Source organism: Paralteromonas sediminis (genome assembly GCF_003820355.1).
Taxonomy (GTDB): domain Bacteria; phylum Pseudomonadota; class Gammaproteobacteria; order Enterobacterales; family Alteromonadaceae; genus Alteromonas_F; species Alteromonas_F sediminis.
Window position 1 is genome coordinate 918,331 of record NZ_RPOK01000001.1, and the last position, 23,881, is coordinate 942,211.

Here is a 23,881-nt window from a genome sequence, read left to right on the forward strand (position 1 = left end):
CTGTTACGCTACTTTGACAGCGTTTTTACCTTCTCTTTTTACCTCGTACATCACTTGGTCAGCACGATTAATGACATCTTTGACCGTCTCGTTTGGCGTGGCAGTTGCTAAACCGCAGCTAAACGAGCAGCCAAAAGTATGATCGCCATCGTTAAATCGAAGTTGCGTGAAGGTCTGCAAGATTTCCTGTAGCTTACCTTGAATTGTGGCTAAATCTTCTGAGTGAAAAACCACGATAAATTCTTCTCCGCCGTACCTGCCAACTACATCTGTATCTCTGATGGAGGTTTTTAGCAACTGCGCCAAACCAACTATGACATTGTCGCCAACCATATGACCGTGGGTATCATTGACGTTTTTGAAGTTGTCTATGTCTAACATTGCGACTGTGATGCTACTGTTGTTTCTGCGTGCCAGCTTCAGCGCTGAGCTTGCCGCATCCATCATTTGCCCGTGGTTCAAGAGGCCTGTTAGGCTATCTTTAACCGCCATTGAGCGAATACGCTGCCCACGCACAATGCGTTTTTCCATTTGTCGGAAAATAATATCGGGAGGGTTGTGCTTAATAACCAGATCGTCTGCCCCAGCAGAAAGTGCATCAACCTTGGTTTCCAGCCTGTCGTCACCGCTAAGGAATACAATCGGTACATAATCGAACCGCTTTTGCTGCCTGAGGATCTTGCACACTTCAATACCGGAAATTTCTGGAACGTCTACCTCCAGCAGGAAAAGATCGGGAACCCCATTATCAAGCGCGTTGATAAGCGATTCACTTGAGTTAAAAAGTGTAATTTTTATATCCATCGAAGTCGCGTAACTTCGCAGCTGATCGCCGAAGGCTTGGTCGTTATCAAGCAGCATTACATGAAATGGCTTAGTGACGTCCAAATTGCAAATCCAGCGTATATTGCTAACCAATAGGTTAATATCGAATGGCTTGGTCACATAGCCACCAATTCCGGCTCTCACTGCTTTCAACCTAAGGTTTACAGAATCTGAGCCTGATACCAGAATCACTTTAATGTTTTTTTGTCGAAGCTCCTCAGCAAAGTCAAACAATTGCTCTTCGGTAATATCGGGCATGACGACATCAAGGAGGACTAATTCGGTATTGGCCATAGCCTGCTCTGAGGCCCTGAATTTATGCACACTGTCGTAGACATCGACATCAAAGTTGAATCTGTCGAGCATGGCTTTGGTGCTAATACGAGCGAGCTCACTGTCGTCAATAATGGCAATGCGCGTAACCGCTCTTGCTGGCAACACCTCTGGCGAGGGCTGAACTTTTACCAAGAAGGGGTTACTGGGCTGTTTCGAGGCAACAATGAGTTTGTTGAGTAGTGTATCCACGTCACCAATCAGTCCATTGTCCATTAACGATGGTGAAGAGGGGAGAACTGTGGTGATTGTGTCTAACAATGCAATCAAATCATCAAGTTGAGTTTGACTGGCCCATTGCCTAAATGCATCAATAAGGTTGCGAAACTGAGTAAACTGATCATCAGCTTTGTTTTGGCGCAACATTGCCCAAGTTTTTATCACATCAGTGAATTGTGATTGGTATTCGTGCTTAATGGAATCCTGCTCAGCCATGCCTTTCCAGCGCATCAATATGTTATTCATATACTAAACCATGGTTTCAAGAATTGGCAAGAAAGGGTAAAAAAAAACCGCCATCAGGCGGTTTTTATTACGATTGTTCAACCGGTTTGGTCGTATCCACCACGGTTTTATTGCGCGTGACTTTCTTCTTAATCCAGCTAAACGGCTTACGCATATCAAGCAGTATTAGATAGAGACAAGGCACAAGTACCAGCGTTACCAGGGTCGCATACAGTACAGCAAAGCCTAATGCTACCGCCATTGGGATAACAAACGCTGCTTGCAGACTGGTCTCGAACATAATTGGCAACACGCCCATGAAGGTTGTAATAGACGTTAGCGTGATGGCCCTGAAACGCGCCTGTCCCGCTTCTGTTACCGCCTCCTTGATGGAATAGCCTTCTTCGCGTTTTTGGTTTACATAGTCTGTCATGACCAATGAGTCATTAATTACCACCCCTGCGGCAGCAATAAGGCCGAAGGTAGAGAACATACTCATATCCAGACCCAGCAGGAAGTGACCAAAGATCGCACCGGTCAGGCTGAACGGAATTACCGACATAATGATAAGCGGCTGGCCATAGCTCTTCAGCGGCACGGCTAATAGTATGTACACCATGATCATTGCAGCTACAAAGAACATGATTTGTTCATTTTGCTGAGACTGCTGTTCTTCAATGTCTCCGCCCAGCTCCGTCATCACAGAAGGGAAGGCTTCTTTCATCTGTGGCAAGAGTTTCTCTTTAATGGTTTTAACCACTTCATTAGGTTCAACCACTTCTTCATCTATTGCACCCCAAACATAAACACTTCTGTAGCCGCCTTCACGACGGATATAGCTGATACCTGGTGCTTCAGACAATGCAACTACATCGCCCAGCATGACTTCCTGACCGGATGGCGTGGTGATCACCGTGTATTTCAGCTCGGCAAATCTTTCACGAGTCAGCTGCGGGTAGCGTACCATTACACGTACTTCTTCCCCGTTTCTGATCACTCGCTGTGCTTCGCCGCCATAGAAACTTGCGCCTACCTGACGAGCGATACTCATTAGATCCAAACCAAGGTCGTAGGCAACAGGCTGTAAAGCAATTTGAATTTCTTTACTTGCCGGGTCAATGGTAGAGCTGACATCAAACAGGCCTTTTTCCTGCTGCAACAAACTGATGAAGTATTTACCTGCTTCATTCAGCGTCTTTATGTCAGCACCGTATAGCAAGTAACCAAACTCGCCGCCATCACCGCCGCCATTAACGTCATCACGAACTGTAAATGACTTCATGCCCGGGATTTCAGGGATGGCTTCACGCCAGCGTCTGGCCAGCTCAAACGTATCATAAGGGCGGAAATCTTCATGCACTAGTGGCACAACAATACGCGCTTCAGTCCTGCCTTGATTAAAAGCAAGTAAATCGCGGATCATACCCTGACCCTCGTTGGCGTCCTTGGTTTTTTGCTCGATATTCAAAATCACGCTTTCAATGGTTTTCAGTGCCTGGATCGTGGTTTCGTCAGAGACATTTTCATTCATCTCAATATTGATGTTAGGGAAGTCATGGGGCACTTTGGGATTAGGTACCATCCTTACGAAATTCGCGTTAATCAAGCCAATACTAAGCATCAGCAGTGCAACAAATGACATAAAGACTGCCCAACGAGCATTCAACGCGCGCTCAATGAAGCGGCGATAAGGGCCTCTGACAAATCCAAAGAAAGCACGGTTAAACTTAGCGCGCCAGCTATTTTCTTTTACCGGCGTAAATTTGGTGTGTGCAATGTGAGCGGGCAAAATAAGCTTTGACTCAATCAGACTGAATGTCAGGCACAATATGACGACTACGGCGATATTGAAGAAGAAGGCGCCTTCAGGGCCGCTGCTTTGGGTGAAAGGTGCAAATACGGCGATAGTTGTTAAAACACCGAAGGTTGCGGGTTTAGCGACACGTTTCGCACCGCGAACTACGTTCTGTACACCACCGCCTTTTTGTTCAATTTCTGAATAAGCGCTCTCGCCGATAACAATAGCATCGTCTACCACGATACCCAGTACCATGATGAAGGCGAACAATGACAGTATATTAATAGTCACACCAAATACTGGCATCATCATCATGGCGCCCAAGAAGCACACAGGTAGGCCTACCATTACCCAGAATGCCAACCTAAAGCGCAAGAAGATGGTAAGCATTAATGCAACCAAAATCGCGCCCATAAACAAGTTGTCTAGCATCATATCTAAACGGGCATTTAAGTAGTAGGTCATGTCAACCAGTACTTTAAGCTCCATACCGGGAGGCAGAGTTTTGTTTTTCTGCTCCATGTAGCGTTTTACTGTTTCTGCTACAGGGATAGTGTTCTGCGTTTTAGTGGCTGATACGCTCATCCAAATAGCGTTTTGACCGGAGTATTTGAAGTAGCGTTCGCCTTCGGTAAAGCCGTCTTTAATGGTTGCAACATCACGCAGAAGAACACGCGCGCCGTTGTCGCCAATTTTTACTGGGATAGCAGCAAATTCATCACCGTTATAGAACTGGTTTTCAATACGCACTGAGACAATGCCCGCGTCGGTTCTGATTTGGCCTGCTGACATATTGGCTGAATAACGACGTACAGCGTTAGCAATTTGCTCTATGGTGATACCGTATTTACGTAGCATCAACGGATCGACTTCAATTGCAATCTCGTCACCTGGGTAGCCCATATTCATCAAAGAGATGTTGTCGAGTTGCAACATTTCGTCTTCGATTTCTTTGGCAATTGGTTTAAGTTCAGAAAGCGGAACATCACCCACTAGGGACAATTCCATTACGTCCTGTCTGAACTCGATTTGCTCTACAATAATCGGTTCCATATCGGCCGGGAATGTGGCGATGCTGTCAACCTTGAGTTTTACCTTGTCCAGCACGTCAACGAGCTTTACATTAGGCTCTATTTCTAGTGTGATTCGACCACTATTGCGAAAGGCTCTACCCCACATTTTTTTGATTTCGCTGACATCTTTTAGCGCTTCTTCCACCTTAATAATAATGCTTTCCTCAATTTCCTGAGGCGATGCACCGGGGTAGTTAGCATAGATATTGATGTAGTTAATTTCGATGTTGGGGAACATCTGACGTTGGATTGTATTGTAGCTGACCAAACCCATAATGATGATGAACACCATCATTAGGTTTGCAGCCACGGCATTATTGGCAAAGAATGCAATAAGGCCGTGCTGTTTTTGTTCTGTTGTTGTGGGATTCGCCATATCGTTCACCTTACTGCTGGTTGCGGCTGACGATTAACCCGTCGTCCGAATCGACTTTGGTGGAAGGCTCAGCTGAAACTTTCACTTCCATACCGGTTTGAGGATATTCAGGGAGCGTCATTACTACAGGCTGGCTAATCTGGCTGTCAGCCTGGATCATGAAGTAAGCCCCATTTTCACGGATGACTGTCACGTCATGTGAAAACAGTTTGCCTTCGTCATCAACCATCCAAAGTTTGCGATTATTAACGAGCTCTTGTGGCACTTTGTACACGTCTTGTAATGTCATACCGTCAAAGGTAACAGACACATAAGAGCCAAATTTTACTACTGGCTTTTGTGATTTAAGCGCATAAGGGTCTTCAATACGGGCCACGAAGTGGGTCATACGCGTGGATTCATCTACAATGCCAAGGTCTCTGTGCAGCACAGCGTCAATAGTCCCTGGCTGATTAACTTGAGAAATAATCGCGGGTTTGGCAATCATATTTTGCGAGACAAACGGACGGTCAAAACCAGCGATAGGGAAGGTCACTTCGGCCACTTCAATATTGTTAAGCGTTGCTGCAACAGTGCCCGTTGACACAAAATCGCCTACGCCAATATTACGGTTAATAACCAATGCATCATAAGGAGCACGTACTTCGCAGTTAGCTAAATCTCTCTGGGCAATCTGTAATTGTGCTTTTGCAGACTTATAGGCTGCTTGAGCACTGAGTAACTGAGGTTTGCGTAGGTACAGATCTGTCACGCGTGCAGGCGGTAAGTTTTTAGCTTCATTTTCAGCTACTTTGGCTTGTGCTTGTTCTTGGATAAGGTCTGCATAAGCGCGTTGTACGTTGGCTTCAGCCAGTAATACTGCTGCTTCATAGGCGTCTTTTTCGATGGTGAACAGTACTTCGCCACGAGGGATGACACCGCCAGGTACAAAGTTTGGATGCCAGCTGGTGACTTCACCTGATACCTGTGAGGCGAGGCGTGTTTGCTCGAGCGGCTGAACTTCGCCGAAGCTTTCAATAGTAATGGTGTAGTCTACTGTAGACAGAGGCTCAACACTGACTACCGGACGCGTGTCTACGACCTCTTTCTCTTCCGTTTCCTGACCCGCGGCCTCTATGAGCTTCATGCCACCGAAGCCGCCGACAAAAATTACTGCTACTGCTAAAGCTTGTACCCGTTTTTTCATTTTCCAATCACCCGTTACAGATCAACAAGCATATAGTAGCGCAGGGAGTTGTGTATACGGATGTGCAATTGTAAACAAATATGAGCAAATTGACTTAATTTGACATCATTACCGTATTGCGACCGGCTTGTTTGGCCTTGTACATGGCTTTGTCTGCCTGAGTAAGCGCCTTGTCGTAGTCAACCAGGCTGTTTACTTCGCTTACGCCGAACGACGCGGTAATATCAATGGTAAAGCTCTCGAATTGCTGTGGCGTCTGCGCGATCTCGAAACGCAACTTGTCAGCCACATGATAGGCATTTTCTTTACTTGTGTCGGGTAGAACCAGTAAAAACTCTTCACCGCCCCAGCGTGATACATAGTCTTGTTGACGCATGGCATTGTTTAGTAATACAGCAATGCCCTGCAAAACTTTATCACCGGCATCATGCCCGTATTCATCATTAATACGCTTAAATCTGTCTATATCCAACAACACTAAGGCGGTGCTGCTTTGCTGCCGTTTTGCACGGGCAAGTTCTGGCTCAATTTGTTTAATCAACCCCCGCCTGTTGAATAAGTGCGTCAGAGGGTCGTGCGTGGCCTGGTGTTCAAACTGCTGCCTTAGTGCATGTATTTCAGCATAGGTTTGTTGTCTGCTGTATTCATAAACAGAGGACAAAAATGTCACTGTCATAAACACATAAGTTACTCGGGTTTTAAAATCCATTGCGTAGTCAGCTTCAACAATTGACAAGCCTGGAACAAAAAACAAGGTGCAGATGACTAGAAGAAATAGCAGTAACATCCACAATCCGCGTTTCAGTCCACTCATAAACAAGGTAACGGGGGGAAGGATCAGGATCCAAATTGGGCCTGTATTTGCTTTTCCTCCCATAATGATCAAATAGAGGAGGAGTGTCATTAGGGTGACGACTAGCAAATTGGCCGCAAACACATGGGATTTTACATTTTCACTGATGTGCATCGTGAGCATGCTGAACAAAAACACGACAGACGCAATCATTAATGCCGCGCCTAACATAACTTCATTGGCTAGCAATGCCCGCAAGCTCAAAAATACCGTGATTAAACAGCCAGTGAAGCCAAATAAATTGACGACTACAATACGGCGATTGTCTTCTTCAGAAAATGACGGATTACTGCCGGCTTTTATAAACTGCCTGAGTTTGTCGCTGATCATTGCATCGCCGAAAGCTGTGTTTTTATATCATCGGCGAGCAGGACAATCGCTTGTCGGTAAACAGAAACGGCATGGCCGTAACCGTCTGAATCAAGGTCAAGCTTGACTTGAAACGCCTTATTGACTGTGCTGCCGGTGGGACTGCTCAGTGTGTAACGGGCATCAAGCACCGCGTCACCCTGATAAGTAGCAACTAGGTGTAACAAAGACAAATCGAGCATGTATTCGTCGTCTTTTTTGGTGTTTGTATAGATCAATTTATAATCCGGCCCCAAAGCATGAGTAAGCTTCTTTTTAAAGCCTGCTTCAAAGGGTTCAGCCCATATATGTTGAGTTGAAATATGCAGTGCATTTTCTGCCGTCTGTACTGCTAGTCCGCGCTGCATGAGGTAATCAGACACAGATAGGTTGGTCAATCTGATTAGTAGGGGCTGGGCATCAGGTGGTAAACTCACGCTTACACTGTCATTAGGCGTATGCAATAAGTAATACTGTAGTGACACAGACTGACTACTGCATCCATTTAATAGGGCTACTAGAAAGATGGCAATGCTAAGTCTGTACACTCTCATGGCTCCTGACTCACTGTTTTCGCTTTAGGCTCGATTGGCTCGTGCTGACGACCAAAAATCAGACTGTTTGGCGTTTGATTTAGTCGTTGCAGCAAAGGTTGAATTTGCCGCATTGTCTCTTGCAGCTCGTCAAGTGACTGCTGCGCTTCTTTGTCGATTAGGCCTGTATTGGTAAGCGTTTCCAGCATATTTGATACCTGCTGCAGTGATTTTACCAGTTCACTGTTAATCGATTTCATGTCTACATCGGCGATCAGCGCATCAAAGTTTGTACTGCTTTGTCTTACTGATTCCGCTGCTACGCCCATTTGATTGACTGCACTCACCATATCGTCAGAAAGTTGCTCTAGCGGCAATGCGTTTATTTTGTCTAACAGGGCTTCTGCTTTCTGTGTGATTTGTGTTAGCTCTGTCGACGAAGTTGGAATGATTTCATAATCGAGAATTCTAGCGACTTCCGATGAGGCCGCTTCTTCATCGTGGTTGAGGTCGACGTACAAGGCGCCGGTTAACAAGTTACCAATGCGCAACGTTGCGCGTAAATCCTGTTTAATCCACTCGCGTATTTGTTCGCGCACCCTTGCAAGACCCGCGGGCGTATCGCCCTGTCTGACTTTACCCGGGTAAACATTGATTACCACCGGAATTTTGTAATCTGCCTCAAGCAAACTGCCCATTTCCAGAGGCAACTGGTTAATCGAAACGACTTCGCCTACGCGCAAACCCCTGTACTCTACAGGTGCACCGATATTAAGCCCTCTGACACTTTCATCAATGAGCAATACATATTCAGCAGAGAGTCTGTAGCTTTCAGACTGCGCCATTTCTTCTGACTCAAATATTTCAAAATAGGCTTTGTCAGTAATGGGAACACCCGGCGTGCTGCCCTCTGGCACATCAAACGTCACGCCATTGGATAGCAGGGTTTCAACACTGCCTGTATCTACTTCTATGCCAGAAGCCCGCAATCTGACTTTAACACCACTGGCGTCCCAAAACCGCGTATTTTCTGTTATGAGCCGGTGATAGGGGGCTTCAACAAACGCGGTATAATACATAGCGCGCTCATATTGATTGAAAAATGACTCTTCAAATTCGCCCACCTTATGTCCTTTGTAAACAATGGGGTCACCCTCTTTATAGGCAAAGTCTCTGTCACTGGTCAATGTAATGTGTAGGCCTGGCGTACCTGGCGGTGTGACAGGCGGGCGGGGTAGGGCTTTAAAATTAGTTTGAGGACGGCCGTTGCCATTGGCATTCATGGCAATGTAACTGCCCGATAGGAGTGTTGATAAACCTGAGACTTCGGAAAAAGAAATACGCGGTGACACGACCCAGAATTTACTGTTCTCCGTTAACAAGTGTTCCGCTTCCTTGTCGATTCTGGCGGTAACAATTACACCATCAAGGTCTTCTTTTAGTGTAATCTTGGTGACTTGACCAATGGCTAAATCTCGTACCTTGATGGGGGTTTTATTTTCTTCAATCCCTGCTGCACCGAGCAGCTCTATAGTAATTAATGGCCCTTGATTAGACCATTGGGTGAAGATGATCCAAGCACCTATAACAATGGCGATGAGCGGGATAAACCACACCCTGGATACCGGCGCTGCGGCACTGACCTTGGCGGTCTCTGTGTTACGGGGCTGTTCTGTGCTGCTCAAAAAGTCTTTCCCTTTGTTGCCATATTAGTCTGGAATCAAATGTCATAGCGGCGATCATGGTAAAAAATACAACGGCACAAAACGCCAAAGCGGCCTGTCCGGGAAATACAGATATGGTATTCCCTAACTGTATTAAAGCAACCAATAAAGCGACCACAAACACATCAACCATTGACCACCGACCAATCCATTCTGTGATGTAATACAGTCTTGTCCTGTGTTGTTTAAGCATGTCACTTTGACGCATCACTGTCCAATTCAACCACGCCAGAATAATCAGTTTCGCAATGGGGATCACGACACTAGCAAAAAATATAATAATAGCAATGGGATACGACTTAGACTGCCATAATGTAATTACACCTCCCATGATGGTGCTGGGCTCTGACTCACCAAAGAGGTTGGTCACCATAATAGGGTACGTGTTTGCAGGGATATATAAAATACAGGCGGTTAGCAGCAATGCCCAGGTGCGCTGTATGCTGTATTGTCGTTGGTGTGTTGATAAGGGTGCTGCATCAGGTTGACGGGAAGGCTGTAACCACTCGTGATAGCTGATACGGTCAAAATAAAACAGCGAAAAACTCATACAGACAATAAACAGACAGAAAGTGATAAACCCGATACCGATTTCTATTGTGGCAAGGTCAGTAATTTTCACCAGGCTTACCAGAGTGGCGACCAGAAAAATTTCTGCCATGGACCAGGGTATCAGCTGTAACACACTGCGATAGACACGAGCCAGCCAACGAGGGCGATGATTGAATTTCCGACAAAATGATAAGGTAGCCAGTCCAATTAAGGTAAGGCCTGGCAATATCAGTGTTGCTAATGCTGTGATGACAGCCAAAGACAAAAAATCCAGTGAAACCAAGGTTTCAAGCCCTGTAGTCAGGTTAATCTCACGCTTTTGCCCGTTGGAGGCAAACGACAGAAACTGGTAGGGGAGTGACAGGAGTAAAAACAAAACGCCAGCTATAGAAAGCCCCAATACAAATTCGGTTTGAAAATTTCGATAGCCAGTCAAAAAGTGGCCGCAATTCGGACAAGTAGCTCGCTGGCGATGAGACAAAGGCGGTACAGATACCTGATGGGCACAAAGGGGGCATTGCACGTCCAGAGCGGGTTGATATTTCATCTATCCGCCCTGGCGCAAATGCAGGTTAACGCTGACCTAGTACTGTGCATTACCTGGTGTACGGGGGAAGGGAATAACGTCACGTACATTCTGCATGCCGGTAACGTAAGCGACCAAGCGTTCAAAGCCCAGGCCAAAACCAGAGTGTGGTACAGTGCCATAACGGCGCAGGTCTCTGTACCAGCTATAGTCTTCCTGTGACAAGCCCATTTCTTCTAGGCGACGGTCAAAAACGTCTAACCTTTCTTCACGCTGAGAACCACCAATGATCTCACCAATACCGGGTGCCAGAATGTCCATGGCCGCTACCGTTTTTTCATCGTCATTAATGCGCATATAAAAGGCTTTAATGTCTTTCGGGTAGTTTTTCATCACGATGGGACCGCCCACGTGTTCCTCTGCAAGATAACGCTCATGCTCTGAGGATAAATCCACGCCCCACTCAACGGGGAATTCAAATGATTTTCCACTTGCCTTGAGAATATCAATGGCGTCGGTGTAATCCATATGAACAAAATCTGAAGAAACCAGCTTTTCCAGTCGATTAATGGCGTCTTTGTCGATGCGTTGAGCAAAGAAAGCCATGTCGTCGGCACGCTCTTCAAGCACCGCTTTACAAACGTATTTGAGCATGTCTTCAGCTAAGCCCGCTACGTCATCCAGTGAAGCAAAGGCGACTTCTGGTTCAATCATCCAAAACTCAGCCAAATGACGAGAGGTATTGCTATTCTCCGCTCTGAATGTCGGCCCAAAGGTGTACACTTTAGACATAGCTGCACAGTAGGTTTCTACATTCAGCTGGCCAGACACTGTGAGGTAAGTCTCTTTTCCAAAAAAGTCCTGTGAATAGTCAACTTCACCTTTATCTGTCATAGGCAAATTAAGCATGTCTAGGGTAGACACACGGAACATTTCACCTGCACCTTCGGTATCACTGGCTGTCATGATAGGTGTGCTTATCCACACGTAGCCGTTTTCATGGAAAAAGCGGTGTATTGCCTGTGATAAGCAGTTTCTAATGCGGGTGACTGCACCAATAACATTAGTACGCGGACGCAAATGCGCATGCTCCCTGAGGTATTCGATAGAATGACGCTTTGCCGCCATTGGGTAGGTATCGGGGTTTTCTACCCAACCCACAATCTCAACACGTTCTGCATCTAATTCAAGCGCCTGACCTTTACCTTCTGACGCTTTAACTGTAGCGGTAACTGACACTGAACAGCCTGCTGTAAGCCTTTGTATATCAGCGTAATTCTCGAGCGAATTCAGTGCTATAACCTGAACAGGATCAAAACAACTGCCGTCATGGACAGCAATAAAAGACAACCCGGCTTTAGAATCACGACGGGTGCGAACCCACCCCTTAACAGTAACAGTTTCACCAACAGCGAACCGGCCTTGTAAAACATCGACCACAGGCACGTGCGTCATGGTTAATTTCTCCCTCAATAGAATCTCAAAATGGATGAGCTTGGATGACAAATCTCGTAAACTAACAGTATAACCAAATCAGACCTATATATCCTATACCGATCGTGCCGAATAATAAGAAAAACCAGCAACAAAATGAGCGTAGACGTATACCGCGTAAAAAAGACACGCTATTTAGAGCAATCGTGGCTGTGAACATTGCGCTATGGTTATTGATGTTGGTGGCAGTAACCCTCTATCACCAGGGACGTCCTGACGTCATGACAGGCCTCCAAGAATACTGGGGAATGACGGGTCGAGATGAGTGGGTAGAGTCCTATTACACCTGGCTTGTCAGGTTGTTACAGTTCTGCTTGGTTGTCTCGTTGTTTACCTTCTATTTACGCATAAAGCGTTCAAGGCGGCAACAGGATTACTTGGGCGTGAATCTCATTTTTCTGATTGTGATTGTTGCCATTAGTTTATTCACTCTGCTGGTTTGAACCCGCTATTAGAAAGCCTCAAACCAGCGGTGCGGATTAGACAGCCTGTATGAAAGAATTAGAGATAAGGAAGTAGGTATAAGCCAGATAAGCCGCAACCAAGACTGCGCCTTCTAAGCGATTTAACCTGCCTGGCCCTTTGATACCGATACAGAATATAAATAACGCCACAGAGCATGCGAGCATAAATAACACGTCGCGATAGAAGAAGGTGCTGTCTACCGTCATAGGCTGAATCATACCTGCAATTCCAACAACGGCTAGGGTGTTAAACATATTTGACCCAATGACGTTGCCCAATGCTAAATCGTGCTCGCCTTTCTTCACGGCAATGATAGCTGACGCCAATTCAGGCAAGGAGGTCCCTATTGCGATGATTGTCAGACCAATAATGGTGTCGCTGACGCCAAAAAACTGAGCAACATCCACGGCACCCCACACCAATAAACGTGAACTGGCTACCAGAATGAGCAGCCCAACAATCAACCAAATGATGTTGAGTTTTAAGTTGGCTTCCTGACTGTTTAACTCAATTTCATACTCGTCGCCGAGGATGTCTTTGTCACCCTTAATGCCATGCCAGATGCTCCAAGATATCAGCAACACAAAAAGACCAAATAACGCATAGGCGTCGTCATGACTTACTGAAAGGTCAAATACTTGCCAAGCGGCAAAGAAAGTGATGCCAAGCATGATTGGCAATTCTTTTTTGATGATGTCTGACTTGACTGCAATGGGACTGATAAGTGCAGTTAGACCCAGGATAAGTGCAATATTCGCGATATTCGAACCATATGCATTACCTAATGCAATGCCTGAGTTGCCTTGCACTGCAGCAATAATTGATACAATAATTTCAGGTGCTGAGGTGCCAAATCCTATAATCAGCATACCTATCAGAAGGGGCGACATACCCAAATGCTTGGCAACGGCAGCAGCACCACCAACAAATTTATCAGCACTCCATAACAGCAGCGGTAAACCCACTAATATTGCCAGACCCGCTGTTAACATACCAACCTCTTGAATCGCTCAAGCAGCATTCATTATCCCCGTAAAGCGAAGCGAATCCGTCGCGCGTTGTACTTATCCTTAAAAATAGCGCTATAGCTTACTATGCCAACGGGTCAGGCGTATAGTTGGATCATGAAAAAGTCGGTTTTTTTCCATCCGATTGCCTATATATTGGCCAAATCGCAGTGAACCTAGTCGCTGTCGCTTAGTGAGGAAGCGATTTCGCTAGGCTTTTCAGGTCATTTAGCAATGTCTTTAATGCGTTTGCATTACCTGTAAAACGAATACACTTTTTATGGCTAACTCTGTCAATTGTGGGTTCAAGTTTATCGGCTTGCTGCATTAGGCTTCGCCAGTCGCCAAGCAAGTCTGATGGCACGTTATGACGGCGTGCATAGAGCTTATCGCGGCACTGTAGAACTTGACCGGCTAGAATGGTTTCTTGTTTCAACATGGTGTGGTACTCCTACTATACTCTACCCAAGCTAATGAATTGTTAACTTGATGTTGAAAGTGTACGAAAAATAATCATTGTGTTGCGTACACGGGTTAGTAAGTACGGAGCAAAAATCATACCTATGGAATTTTATCTCAGTGTTAATTGCCCGAAAGCCTTTTCAGGCAGGGTGTGTGGCGCATATCCCTTTTCGTTTTACGGTTGGCATTGCGCCGTTAAAATGTAAGTTTTTTGCAAAATAGGAAAATTTTTCCCACTGTTTACTCACCCGCTGTGACAGCCACTACAGCTTCAGCCACTTGAGACAGAGCATCTTCACTCAAAATGTAGGGAGGCATCATGTACAAGAGTTTACCAAAAGGACGTAACCACACACCGCGCTTGATCAGTCTTTCCTGTAGGCGGGCAACATTAATCGGTGCCTTCATTTCAACCGCGCCAATGGCTCCAAGCACTCTTACGTCTGCGACGGCCTCATGATTATTACAAGGTGCGAGTTCTATTTTCATCTGTTGTTCAATTCGGGCTACCTGCTGAACCCAGTTGCCTTTATTGAGTATCGCAAGGTTAGCATTTGCCGCGGCGCAAGCCAGAGGATTACCCATAAATGTTGGGCCGTGCATAAAAACACCGGGTTCACCCTGGCAAACGCCATTGGCGATATCTTCGGTACATATGGCCGCAGCCAGAGACAAATAGCCGCCGGTAAGTGCCTTGCCCACACACATAATATCAGGGGTTACATCAGCGTGTTCACAGGCAAACATTTTGCCGGTACGGCCAAAACCTGTAGCAATTTCGTCGCAGATCAATAACACATCATATTGATCACATAACTGCCTGCAGCGCTTTAGATACTCAGGCGAGTACATGCGTATGCCACCGGTGTTTTGTACGATAGGTTCAATAATGAGCGCAGCGATTTCGTGGTGATGGCGCTCGATGAGCTCCTGTAACGGCAAAATATCATCCTCAACAAATGGATGACCAAAACGACATTGCGGTGATGGGGCAAAGAGCTGTTTTGCCAATACGCCTTCAAACAAACTGTGCATGCCATTTACCGGATCGCACACCGACATGGCGGCAAAGGTATCACCGTGATAACCATCCCTAACGGTGACCATTCGGTGCTTTTGCGGTTGTCCCTGACACGCCCAATATTGAATCGCCATCTTCATGGCGACTTCTACAGACACCGAGCCTGAGTCTGCCAAAAATACCCGGGACATGCCTGAGGGCGACAAATCGAGCAATGTGCGACATAAATCAACGGCAGGTTGATGTGTAATACCGCCAAACATGACATGGGCAAACTTGTTCAGTTGAGCGGAGACTGCGGCATTGATATCTGGGTGATTGTATCCGTGGATAGTGGACCACCAAGACGCCATACCATCAATAACTTTTCTGCCATCTGCAAAGGTCAGCTCACACCCGTTTGCGCCGACCACTTCATAACAGGGCAGAGGGTGTGTTGCGGAAGTGTATGGATGCCAAATATGGCGCTTATCAAACTCAATATTGTTCAAAATATGTTCGCCAGTTAAGTTTTTGATGTCATCGGAGTTGACAACTTTGCGTTGGCGCATAGACTAAGCTACCAGAATCTTGAAGTAAAGGACGTCTAAACCCATGACCCAACAAACCACTGCCCATAATATTGCCGACATCAGACATGATTGGACATTGGATGAAGTCAACGCCTTATTCGCGTTGCCGTTTAACGACCTCTTGTTTCAAGCTCAAACAATACACCGTATGTTTTTCAACCCTAATGAAGTGCAGGTGAGCACATTATTGTCAATTAAAACTGGGGCTTGTCCGGAAGATTGTAAGTATTGCCCACAAAGTGCTCGGTATGATACCGGGCTGGAAAAAGAACGCTTGTTAGAAATCGAGAAAGTGATAACTCGGGCCAAAGAGGCTAAGGCGGCTGGGTCAACGAGGTTTTGCATGGGGGCTGCCTGGCGTAACCCCAAAGACAGAGACATGCCTTACGTTGTAAAGATGGTTGAAGAAGTGAAAAAGCTGGGTCTTGAGACCTGCATGACACTTGGCATGTTATCTCGCGATCAGGCGGTAGCGCTTAAACAAGCGGGGTTAGATTACTACAATCACAATCTGGATACGTCACCAGAGTTTTACGGCGACATCATTACCACCCGTACTTATCAGGATCGCTTAGACACATTGCAAAACGTGCGAGAAGCCGGCATGAACGTATGTTCAGGCGGTATCGTGGGGATGGGCGAAAGTGCATCTGACAGGGCGGGGCTGCTGATGCAATTGGCCAATTTGCCCGAACAGCCACAGAGCGTGCCCATCAATATGCTTGTTAAGGTGAAAGGTACGCCGCTCGATAATGTTGACGACTTAGACCCCTTTGAGTTTATCCGCACTATAGCGGTAGCACGGATTATGATGCCAGCATCCCATGTCAGGCTGTCAGCAGGGCGTGAGGAGATGAACGAGCAAATGCAGGCGCTGTGTTTTATGGCGGGTGCAAATTCTATTTTTTATGGTTGTAAATTACTCACCACATCGAATCCTGAAACCCATCAGGATGTGCAGCTATTTCGTAAACTGGGTATCAATACTGAGCGTACTCGTGCTTATTCTGACGAGGCGCATGCACAGGCGCTTGAAGAAGAAATTGCTGCGCAAAAAAGCGATGCCTTATTTTATGACGCCAGCTGACGGGCTGTCTGATTAAGTGAATCAGCCCACTTTATCCCGTTTTCTCGACGAAAAACTGGCGGAGAGAAAAGCGCAGCATTTGTACCGACAGCGGTACCTTGTTACTCACAATACAGACGGTGTTATTGAGTCTGCAGACAGTCACTATCTTGACTTTGCCAGTAACGACTACCTCGGCTTGCGCAATGATCCTGACGTACTGCAGGCGTGGGTCAACGGGCTTGCTCAGTTCGGTGGGGGCAGCGGCGCGTCGCCATTGGTGAATGGTTATTATGAGGCACATAATGTGCTTGAGCAAACGCTGGCAAGGTTACTAAAACGAGACGCGGCACTCCTGTTTTCCTCTGGCTTTGCCGCTAATCAGGCGCTGTGTCGGGCCTTGTTTAGTGAAGGCGGGGTAATCGTTGCAGACAAACTCATGCACGCTTCCTTTATCGATGGTGCCTCGTCAAGTAACGCTAAGTTCACGCGGTTTAAACACAATGACTGCGAGTCACTGCAGTCGCAAATCCAACGAGTGAACAGAGATGGGCACAACAAGTATCCCAGACTCATTGCTACTGAAGGCATCTTCAGCATGGATGGTGACTCACCACCTGTGAACGACATGGTAGCCATTGCACAAGAACACGACTACGCATTAATGATTGACGATGCTCACGGGCTTGGCGTATTGGGCGAGGACGGCATGGGCACAGTATCTGCCTATACTCTGAAGCAGTCGCAAGCGCCTATAATTATGGCGACTTTTGGTAAGGCGTTAGGCACAGGCGGGGCATTCATTGCTGGCAGTCAGGCATTAATAGACTTTTTGGTGAATTTTGCCCGTGATTATATTTACTCAACCGCATTCCCCCCAGCACAAGCAATAGCAACACTTGCCGCAATTGAAAAAATGCAGCAATGCGGTTTACCTGCTGCATTACATGAAAACGTTCTTTATTTCAGACAGCGGGCAATGAGCAAAGGGATACCTTTGATGAAGTCTAACAGTGCGATTCAGTTGGTAGTGCTGGGGTGCCCAGATAAAGCGCTGAGTCTCGGCGCTGCACTGAGAGCCCGAGGCATCTGGTGTGGTGTAATGCGAAGTCCTACTGTCCCTAGAGGCACTGACCGAGTGCGTATTACACTGCGGGCGAATCATCACAAAAGCGATATTGATGCCCTGGTGGATGCACTTGTGTTGAGTATGGAATGAGAAATGGCTTTGAAACATAAAAACGACATTGCCGAACGCTTTTCCAAAGCCGCTAATCGCTATGATGATATAGCTGCCATTCAGGTAACCTTGGCCAATAAAGCGCTTGCTCACAGGCAGCATTGTGAAGGTGTCGTGTTGGATATTGGTTGTGCCACAGGTCAGCATACTGTGCGTTTGGGCGCGAATGTTTATGGTCTTGATCTCGCAATGGGGATGTTGCAAAAAGCAAAACATAGCTTTGGAAGCAGGGCAGCATGGCTAAATGCAGACATGGATGCACTGCCGTTTCAGCCGCACAGTTTTGATCAGGTTTTTTCCAGTATGGCTTTGCAGTGGAGTGATTCTCCCGTACAGGTGATGCGGGAAATACATCGCGTGTTAAAGCCCACAGGCAATGCCACTCTACTGATACCCGTAAAGGGGTCATTCCATCAACTATATTCTGCCTATAAAACGCTAGGCCTTGCGCCCAAACTTAACAGCCAATTGTCTGAGGCTGACTGGCTTAACGCAATCAAATACAGCGGCTTCACACTGAAAAATACGGATATTGTGGTAGAAACAGATACCTTTACTAATCTTGTCGCTTTGCTTTCCTCAATCAGCAAAATTGGGGCTGCCAGCAGTGACAAGGCTGACAGAGCACCACTTACACGAAAGACGCTGGACGCACTCTCTGCCGCTTATCCGTTAAATAAAGGTGGCTATTTTTTGCTGGATTACCGTTGTTTGTTGGTTACGCTGGAGAAATAACAATGCAATCGTGGTTTATTACGGGTACTGATACCGATGTAGGTAAAACCTATGTGGGCAGCTTGCTGATGCGAAGTGTAGTTCTCAGAGGAAAGTCTGTTATTGGCTACAAACCGGTATCAGCCGGTTGTGAATGGATTAATGGAGAATGGGTGAATGATGATGCCCAACAATATCAGAAGCTCAGCAGTATCGGTGTATGCCTGAAAGAGGTAAATCCGATAGCCTTTGAGCCGCCCATTGCACCTCATATCGCTGCCAAGAAAGCGGGGCAGACCATTACCGTCGAGCAGCTCATGCAGGGGTATCATGCTCTAGCTCGCTATAAACCTGATGTGTTGATTACCGAAGGGGCAGGCGGATGGCAGTTACCTCTGGGCAATCAGTGTTTTATGCCTGCTTTACCGGTTAACTGTAATATGCAGGTAATTATGGTAGTAGGTTTACGACTTGGTTGTTTGAACCATGCTCTGTTGACAGCACAGGCGATTAAGGCTTCCGGTGCAACATTGGCCGGTTGGATTGGAAACACGCTCAGCCCTGATATGCCCTATAAGAACGAAAATATCACTACGCTGACAGATATCTTAGGGTCCCCTCTGGCGATTGTTCCTTTCGCCACACCTTTGAGTGACGAAGCACTGTCATCCCTAACCCAGAGCTTATTCGCAAAAGAGTAAGTGGCTGAGGTCGGCATTGGGCTGGATGGCCTGTTTGTTCTGCCCCAAAAACACAACGCTTTCCTCTTCACCCAGATAGGTGAGCGTATTTTCTTGTCTTAGCAGAGCAGTTCCCTCTTTGATAGCTACTACAGGGATATCGGGGTACATAGTGGTAAACTCTCCGAGTCGCTGGTCCCGTGTTTCACCGTTAAATCCAGGTGGGTGATAGTCGCTGTAATGTGGGTTGATTTGACAGGGCAATACAGCCAGCGCATCAAAGGATTTAGGTTGTACTATAGGCATATCATTGGTTGTTTTAATCGTAGCGCCGCAAATGTTAGCCCCGGCACTCCAACCGATATAGGGTGTGCCAGCCTGTAACCTAACTTTTAGTAATTCAACCAGTCGATGATTGTACAAATTCGACAACAAACTAAATGTATTGCCGCCGCCAACGATGATTGCGCTTGCGTTTTCAATGGCGCGTGCAGGATCATCGGTTTGATGAATACCCGTAACCGTTAATTCAGGTAATACCTCAGCCACTTTTTGCGTGTAGTCATCAAAACTGATGCTCACCCCTGCATAGGGCACAAACAGCACATTCTGAGTGTGTGATAGGTGATCTAGAATGTATGGCCTGGCACCGGTCAAATAGGGTTGCTCGCCCTTTCGTGAGCTACTTAACATCAGTACGTTGTAGTTAGACACAAATTCTCCTTAACACTGCGCATAAAGCCATTATACTACCTGCTTTCGTTTTAGATGTAGAAAGGATTTACCATGCCATCGGGTAGACCGTCTGTATTATTCGTCTGTTTGGGAAATATTTGTCGCTCTCCTACAGCAGAAGCCGTTTTTCGCCAGAAAGCCAAAGACGCAGGGCTATCTTGCAAGATAGATTCAGCAGGCACCCACGGCTATCATATTGGCAAGGCGCCAGATAAGCGCTCTCAAGAAGTCGGTAAGGCAAGAGGGTACAACTTCAAAGGTATTCAGTGTCGTCGTGTGGCAAAAGAAGATTTTACAACGTTCGACTATATACTGGCTATGGATGCGTCAAATTTAGACAATTTGAAAGCCAAAGCAGAGGAAAAATATCCCGATAAAACGTTTACAAACATGCATCTTTTTTTGGATTTTGCAGAGAGCGAAACCAAAGAAGTACCTGACCCCTATTACGGCGGTCGAAAGGGCTTTGAACTGGTTTTAGATCTCATTGAACAGGCCAGTGACGGCCTAATTGCGCATATTCGGCAACAGGCAAGATAATTAACGTGAAACCCTTTATTGCGGCTTACTGCCTGTGTTTATTAGCTGCAACTTTTTTCCCATTGTTTCAGTTCGGGGTGGTGCCTGTTACATGGCATATTATTTTGCACTTACAGTTACCTTTGGTGATCACGGCCAGTTTGGTGGGGGCAAGTTTGGCGTCTGGCGCAGCCGCTCTGCAAATAGTGTTAAAAAACCCATTGGCAGATCCCGGTATAATAGGCATAACCAGTGGTGCCAGTTTGTCTGCTGCAACTCTGATACTCCTTGTGCCCTCTGGAGCGCTGGCTTATTTCCACTACTGGTTGCCACTTGCGTGTTTTGCCGGCGCTATGCTCTCCACCTTATTAATCGCCAGAATTGCTCATAAATTGCAACTTCTTGATGCCGCCGTAATACTGGCGGGTATAGGTATTTCCACCGTCGCCGGAGCTATAGTAGCGTGGCTATATTTGTTTTCTGACGCGCAAGCTATGCGCAATCTTACGTTTTGGCTTATGGGGAGTTTACACCAGGCTGATTGGTGGGTACTTGCTGTGGCAGCACCTTTGATGTTAACCAGCGTAATAGTGCTGATAAAGCAGGGGAGGCCGCTTAATCAATGGTATTTGGGAGAAATGGCTGCCAAAAGCGTAGGGGTAAATGTACAGCGCTTCTCAGCCCTTATTCTGGTATGCGTGGCTGTTGCAGTAGGCGCAGCTGTTTCTGTCGCTGGATCAGTGGCGTTCATTGGTTTAATGGTACCTCATTTACTGCGCTTGAAACTGGGGCATGATAACAGACTGATTGTACCGGCGTCCGCTTTAACGGGTGCTTGTCTATTGCTTTTGGTGGTGTGCTTAAACTCGTTGCTGACGACCACTTTGCTTCCCGTATCCCTAGTTACCGCCTCATTAGGGGGGCCTATATTTCTCTATTTATTGGTTAAACAGACCCGCCCGAGATTGCGCGTTTCATGATCGATCTAAGCCAACTCTCTGTACCAAATCGCCTGCAGGTGACAGACTTACAGTTTGCGGCCCGTGAGCTAACACTGCTGTTGGGTGAAAATGGCGCCGGCAAGTCAACGCTGCTAAGCGCTTTAGCGGGTATTCACGTGTCTGATGACTCTATCATTCACATTTTTGACAAACCAATACAAGACTGGCCATTGGCGTCGTTGGCCACATTCAGAGCTTGGCTTGGACAACAAACGCATTCTCACTTTTCCATTACTGTCGAGGAAATGTTGTCGTTCTTTGCGCAAAGCCACCATACACCAGACTGGTTTGATTGGCTTGATTGCCTTGAGATCACGGCATTTATGAACAGACAATTAGATTCGCTATCAGGCGGCGAATTTCAGCGAGTGCAGTTAGCCCGCGTATTATTACAGGCAGGAAGTGCTATTGATGAAGGGCAGGCCATTGTCTTACTCGATGAGCCATTGGCCGCCCTAGATTTGCGTTTCCAGTATGTTGTTATGGACCTGCTCAAACGGCTTAGGGACAAAGGTAACTGTGTGGTTATCAGCTCCCATCATCCAGAATTTGCCACTGGCTATGCAGACAATGTGCTGATGCTGAAAAAGGGTCAGGTTATTGCTCAAGGGCGATCAGAGAACGTGGTCTGTGCTGACAAGTTGAGTCAGTGCTACGGTGTCGAACCTGAAACCCTTGCACGCTATTTCGCTGGTAATAACTAACTTCCCTAGCATAGCGCAAAAAGTTTCATAGATTCTTATAACGACTGTGATAGTCTGCGACCTTCGGACAGTAAAATACAACGATATAGAGGACATAGTGTGAACGATTGGAGTGCATCCAGCTGGCGCTCAAAGCCAATATTGCAACAGCCTACTTATGAAGACCAGGCGCATTTAAACCAGGTAGAGAAAACCTTAGCAACGTATCCACCGTTGGTATTTGCTGCTGAAGCCCGCGAGCTCAGAAAGCAACTTGGCGATGTGGCCATGGGAAAAGGTTTTTTACTGCAAGGCGGTGACTGTGCCGAGTCGTTTGATGAGTTTAATGCACCTAAGATTCGTGACACGTTTAAAGTGTTGCTGCAAATGGCCATTGTGCTTACGTTTGCAGGCCGATGCCCTGTTACCAAAGTCGCCCGTATGGCAGGGCAATATGCCAAACCGCGCTCGGCCGATCTCGAAACTATAAACGGTGTGAGCTTGCCCAGTTATCGCGGCGATATCATCAACAGTTTTGAGTTCACAGAGGCGGCTCGCAGGCCCGACCCAAACCGGTTGCTGGAGGCCTATCATCAAAGTGCAGCGACACTGAATTTGCTGCGCGCGTTTGCCCAGGGCGGTCTAGCCGATTTGCATCAAGTGAACCGCTGGAATATGACCTTTTTGGAAAACAACCCGCTTAAGGACAGATACCAGGATTTGGCATACCGCATTCAAGATACATTGTCGTTTATGGATGTGATTGGGTTAAACAGTGAAAATACACCCACACTACATGAAACTTCATTGTTTACCTCCCATGAGGCTCTTTTGCTCAACTATGAGCAAGCGTTAACCCGTATTGATACGTTAACCGGTAAGCCCTATGACTGCTCGGCACATATGCTGTGGATAGGTGAGCGTACCCGTCAACTTGACCATGCGCACATTGAATTCTTCAGAGGGATCCACAATCCTATTGGTGTGAAAGTGGGCCCCTCAATGCAGCCTGATGAACTGATAAAGGTGATTGACGCATTAAACCCAGAAAACGATCCTGGCCGTTTGACCTTGATCACGCGTATGGGTGCAGACAAACTCGCCGATAACTTGCCACCTTTGTTGAGACGGGTGAAAGAAGAGGGCAGAAATGTCGTATGGAGCTCTGACCCCATGCACGGGAATACGTTCAAAGCTTCAAGTGGCTACAAGACCCGTAACTTCGACGCCATTTTGAAAGAAATCAAGCAGTTCTTTGCGGCGCACCAGGCTGAGGGTACACATGCTGGCGGTATTCATCTTGAAATGACCGGTCAGCATGTAACCGAGTGTACAGGCGGCGCTTATAAAATCAGCGATGATGACTTAGCAGAAGCCTACAAAACCCAGTGTGATCCGCGTTTGAATGCCGATCAGGTTCTTGAGATGGCGTTTTTAATAGCCGACCACATCCGTAACTAGTCTAATGGGGAGCATTCCGCTCCCCCTATTTTCCCCTTTTTTGTTTGCATTACAAAAAAGCAATCTTTATGAATAAGTCCAAATTCTCACTGCTTACGTAAAGTATCGTAAATTTGCGTGTTTCCACAAAAAAAACGCGTAAGCTGTATCTCAAATAATAAAAAGTAGACTTACCTCACAGCGGAGTTTT

The 23,881-nt window shown here is 46.6% G+C and carries 21 protein-coding genes; 9 read left to right on the top strand and 12 right to left on the bottom strand.

Annotated elements, in window-relative coordinates:
* Nucleotides 1–3: 3 nt before the first annotated feature.
* The 8 genes from DRW07_RS04160 to asnS all read right to left on the bottom strand — a co-directional run bounded on the left by DRW07_RS04160 (nucleotide 4) and on the right by asnS (nucleotide 12,026).
* A complete protein-coding gene (locus DRW07_RS04160) occupies nucleotides 4–1,623 on the bottom strand; it encodes a GGDEF domain-containing response regulator (RefSeq protein WP_124026605.1) in 1,620 nt (539 codons plus the stop codon).
* Between the two features lie 67 nt (nucleotides 1,624–1,690).
* Nucleotides 1,691–4,849: an efflux RND transporter permease subunit gene (locus tag DRW07_RS04165; protein ID WP_124026606.1), complete on the bottom strand. Its 3,159-nt coding sequence runs from the start codon at nucleotides 4,847–4,849 to the stop codon at nucleotides 1,691–1,693.
* A gap of 10 nt (nucleotides 4,850–4,859) precedes the next feature.
* A complete protein-coding gene (locus DRW07_RS04170; RefSeq protein WP_124026607.1) occupies nucleotides 4,860–6,035 on the bottom strand; it encodes an efflux RND transporter periplasmic adaptor subunit in 1,176 nt (391 codons plus the stop codon).
* Nucleotides 6,036–6,129: 94 nt separating this feature from the next.
* Nucleotides 6,130–7,218, bottom strand: a complete 1,089-nt coding sequence (locus tag DRW07_RS04175; RefSeq protein ID WP_124026608.1) for a GGDEF domain-containing protein — start codon at nucleotides 7,216–7,218, stop codon at nucleotides 6,130–6,132.
* Nucleotides 7,215–7,784: a PqiC family protein gene (locus DRW07_RS04180; protein ID WP_165870393.1), complete on the bottom strand. Its 570-nt coding sequence runs from the start codon at nucleotides 7,782–7,784 to the stop codon at nucleotides 7,215–7,217. Before DRW07_RS04180 ends, DRW07_RS04175 begins: the two co-directional genes overlap by 4 nt.
* A gap of 2 nt (nucleotides 7,785–7,786) precedes the next feature.
* The gene (gene pqiB / locus DRW07_RS04185) at nucleotides 7,787–9,454 is read right to left on the bottom strand and encodes an intermembrane transport protein PqiB (RefSeq protein ID WP_124026610.1); all 1,668 of its coding nucleotides are present in this window, start codon (nucleotides 9,452–9,454) and stop codon (nucleotides 7,787–7,789) included.
* The gene (locus DRW07_RS04190) at nucleotides 9,429–10,592 is read right to left on the bottom strand and encodes a paraquat-inducible protein A (protein ID WP_124026611.1); all 1,164 of its coding nucleotides are present in this window, start codon (nucleotides 10,590–10,592) and stop codon (nucleotides 9,429–9,431) included. The genes pqiB and DRW07_RS04190 overlap by 26 nt, the downstream gene beginning before the upstream one ends.
* Before the next feature lie 36 nt (nucleotides 10,593–10,628).
* The gene (gene asnS / locus DRW07_RS04195) at nucleotides 10,629–12,026 is read right to left on the bottom strand and encodes an asparagine--tRNA ligase (RefSeq protein ID WP_124026612.1); all 1,398 of its coding nucleotides are present in this window, start codon (nucleotides 12,024–12,026) and stop codon (nucleotides 10,629–10,631) included.
* Between the two features lie 185 nt (nucleotides 12,027–12,211).
* On the opposite strand from asnS, the gene DRW07_RS04200 reads away from it, so the two are divergent.
* Nucleotides 12,212–12,508 carry a hypothetical protein gene (locus DRW07_RS04200; RefSeq protein WP_124026613.1) on the top strand — a complete coding sequence of 99 codons (297 nt, stop codon included), beginning with the start codon at nucleotides 12,212–12,214 and terminating at the stop codon, nucleotides 12,506–12,508.
* A 36-nt stretch (nucleotides 12,509–12,544) separates the two neighbouring features.
* On the opposite strand, the gene DRW07_RS04205 is transcribed toward DRW07_RS04200, so the two are convergent.
* From DRW07_RS04205 to bioA, 3 genes are all read right to left on the bottom strand, one after another.
* Nucleotides 12,545–13,522 (bottom strand): calcium/sodium antiporter, encoded by a 978-nt coding sequence (locus tag DRW07_RS04205; protein WP_124026614.1) that lies wholly within the window; start codon nucleotides 13,520–13,522, stop codon nucleotides 12,545–12,547.
* Between the two features lie 205 nt (nucleotides 13,523–13,727).
* Nucleotides 13,728–13,976: a hypothetical protein gene (locus DRW07_RS04210; protein WP_124026615.1), complete on the bottom strand. Its 249-nt coding sequence runs from the start codon at nucleotides 13,974–13,976 to the stop codon at nucleotides 13,728–13,730.
* Between the two features lie 263 nt (nucleotides 13,977–14,239).
* The gene (gene bioA / locus DRW07_RS04215; protein WP_377923153.1) at nucleotides 14,240–15,511 is read right to left on the bottom strand and encodes an adenosylmethionine--8-amino-7-oxononanoate transaminase; all 1,272 of its coding nucleotides are present in this window, start codon (nucleotides 15,509–15,511) and stop codon (nucleotides 14,240–14,242) included.
* 103 nt (nucleotides 15,512–15,614) lie between these two features.
* On the opposite strand from bioA, the gene bioB reads away from it, so the two are divergent.
* From bioB to bioD, 4 genes are read left to right on the top strand one after another with little or no spacing between them, the layout of a single operon-like run.
* Nucleotides 15,615–16,679 carry a biotin synthase BioB gene (gene bioB, locus DRW07_RS04220; protein ID WP_124026617.1) on the top strand — a complete coding sequence of 355 codons (1,065 nt, stop codon included), beginning with the start codon at nucleotides 15,615–15,617 and terminating at the stop codon, nucleotides 16,677–16,679.
* Between the two features lie 16 nt (nucleotides 16,680–16,695).
* Nucleotides 16,696–17,877 carry an aminotransferase class I/II-fold pyridoxal phosphate-dependent enzyme gene (locus tag DRW07_RS04225; RefSeq protein ID WP_124026618.1) on the top strand — a complete coding sequence of 394 codons (1,182 nt, stop codon included), beginning with the start codon at nucleotides 16,696–16,698 and terminating at the stop codon, nucleotides 17,875–17,877.
* A gap of 3 nt (nucleotides 17,878–17,880) precedes the next feature.
* On the top strand, nucleotides 17,881–18,633 hold the full coding sequence (locus tag DRW07_RS04230) for a methyltransferase domain-containing protein (protein WP_124026619.1): 753 nt from the start codon (nucleotides 17,881–17,883) through the stop codon (nucleotides 18,631–18,633).
* Nucleotides 18,634–18,635: 2 nt separating this feature from the next.
* Entirely contained in the window at nucleotides 18,636–19,313 is a 678-nt protein-coding gene (gene bioD / locus DRW07_RS04235) for a dethiobiotin synthase (RefSeq protein ID WP_124026620.1), read from the top strand.
* Here bioD and pepE read toward each other — a convergent pair.
* Nucleotides 19,296–19,985, bottom strand: coding sequence for a dipeptidase PepE (gene pepE / locus DRW07_RS04240; protein WP_124026847.1), 690 nt, complete (start codon nucleotides 19,983–19,985; stop codon nucleotides 19,296–19,298). The two genes, bioD and pepE, sit on opposite strands and share 18 nt — an antisense overlap.
* 93 nt (nucleotides 19,986–20,078) lie before the next feature.
* On the opposite strand from pepE, the gene DRW07_RS04245 reads away from it, so the two are divergent.
* The 4 genes from DRW07_RS04245 (at nucleotide 20,079) to DRW07_RS04260 (ending at nucleotide 23,691) form a co-directional block, all read left to right on the top strand.
* Nucleotides 20,079–20,567 carry a low molecular weight protein-tyrosine-phosphatase gene (locus tag DRW07_RS04245; RefSeq protein WP_124026621.1) on the top strand — a complete coding sequence of 163 codons (489 nt, stop codon included), beginning with the start codon at nucleotides 20,079–20,081 and terminating at the stop codon, nucleotides 20,565–20,567.
* A 5-nt stretch (nucleotides 20,568–20,572) separates the two neighbouring features.
* Nucleotides 20,573–21,526, top strand: coding sequence for a FecCD family ABC transporter permease (locus DRW07_RS04250; RefSeq protein WP_240630499.1), 954 nt, complete (start codon nucleotides 20,573–20,575; stop codon nucleotides 21,524–21,526).
* Nucleotides 21,523–22,251 (top strand): ABC transporter ATP-binding protein, encoded by a 729-nt coding sequence (locus DRW07_RS04255; protein WP_124026622.1) that lies wholly within the window; start codon nucleotides 21,523–21,525, stop codon nucleotides 22,249–22,251. The genes DRW07_RS04250 and DRW07_RS04255 overlap by 4 nt, the downstream gene beginning before the upstream one ends.
* A 99-nt stretch (nucleotides 22,252–22,350) precedes the next feature.
* Nucleotides 22,351–23,691 carry a class II 3-deoxy-7-phosphoheptulonate synthase gene (locus tag DRW07_RS04260; protein ID WP_124026623.1) on the top strand — a complete coding sequence of 447 codons (1,341 nt, stop codon included), beginning with the start codon at nucleotides 22,351–22,353 and terminating at the stop codon, nucleotides 23,689–23,691.
* Nucleotides 23,692–23,881: the final 190 nt, after the last annotated feature.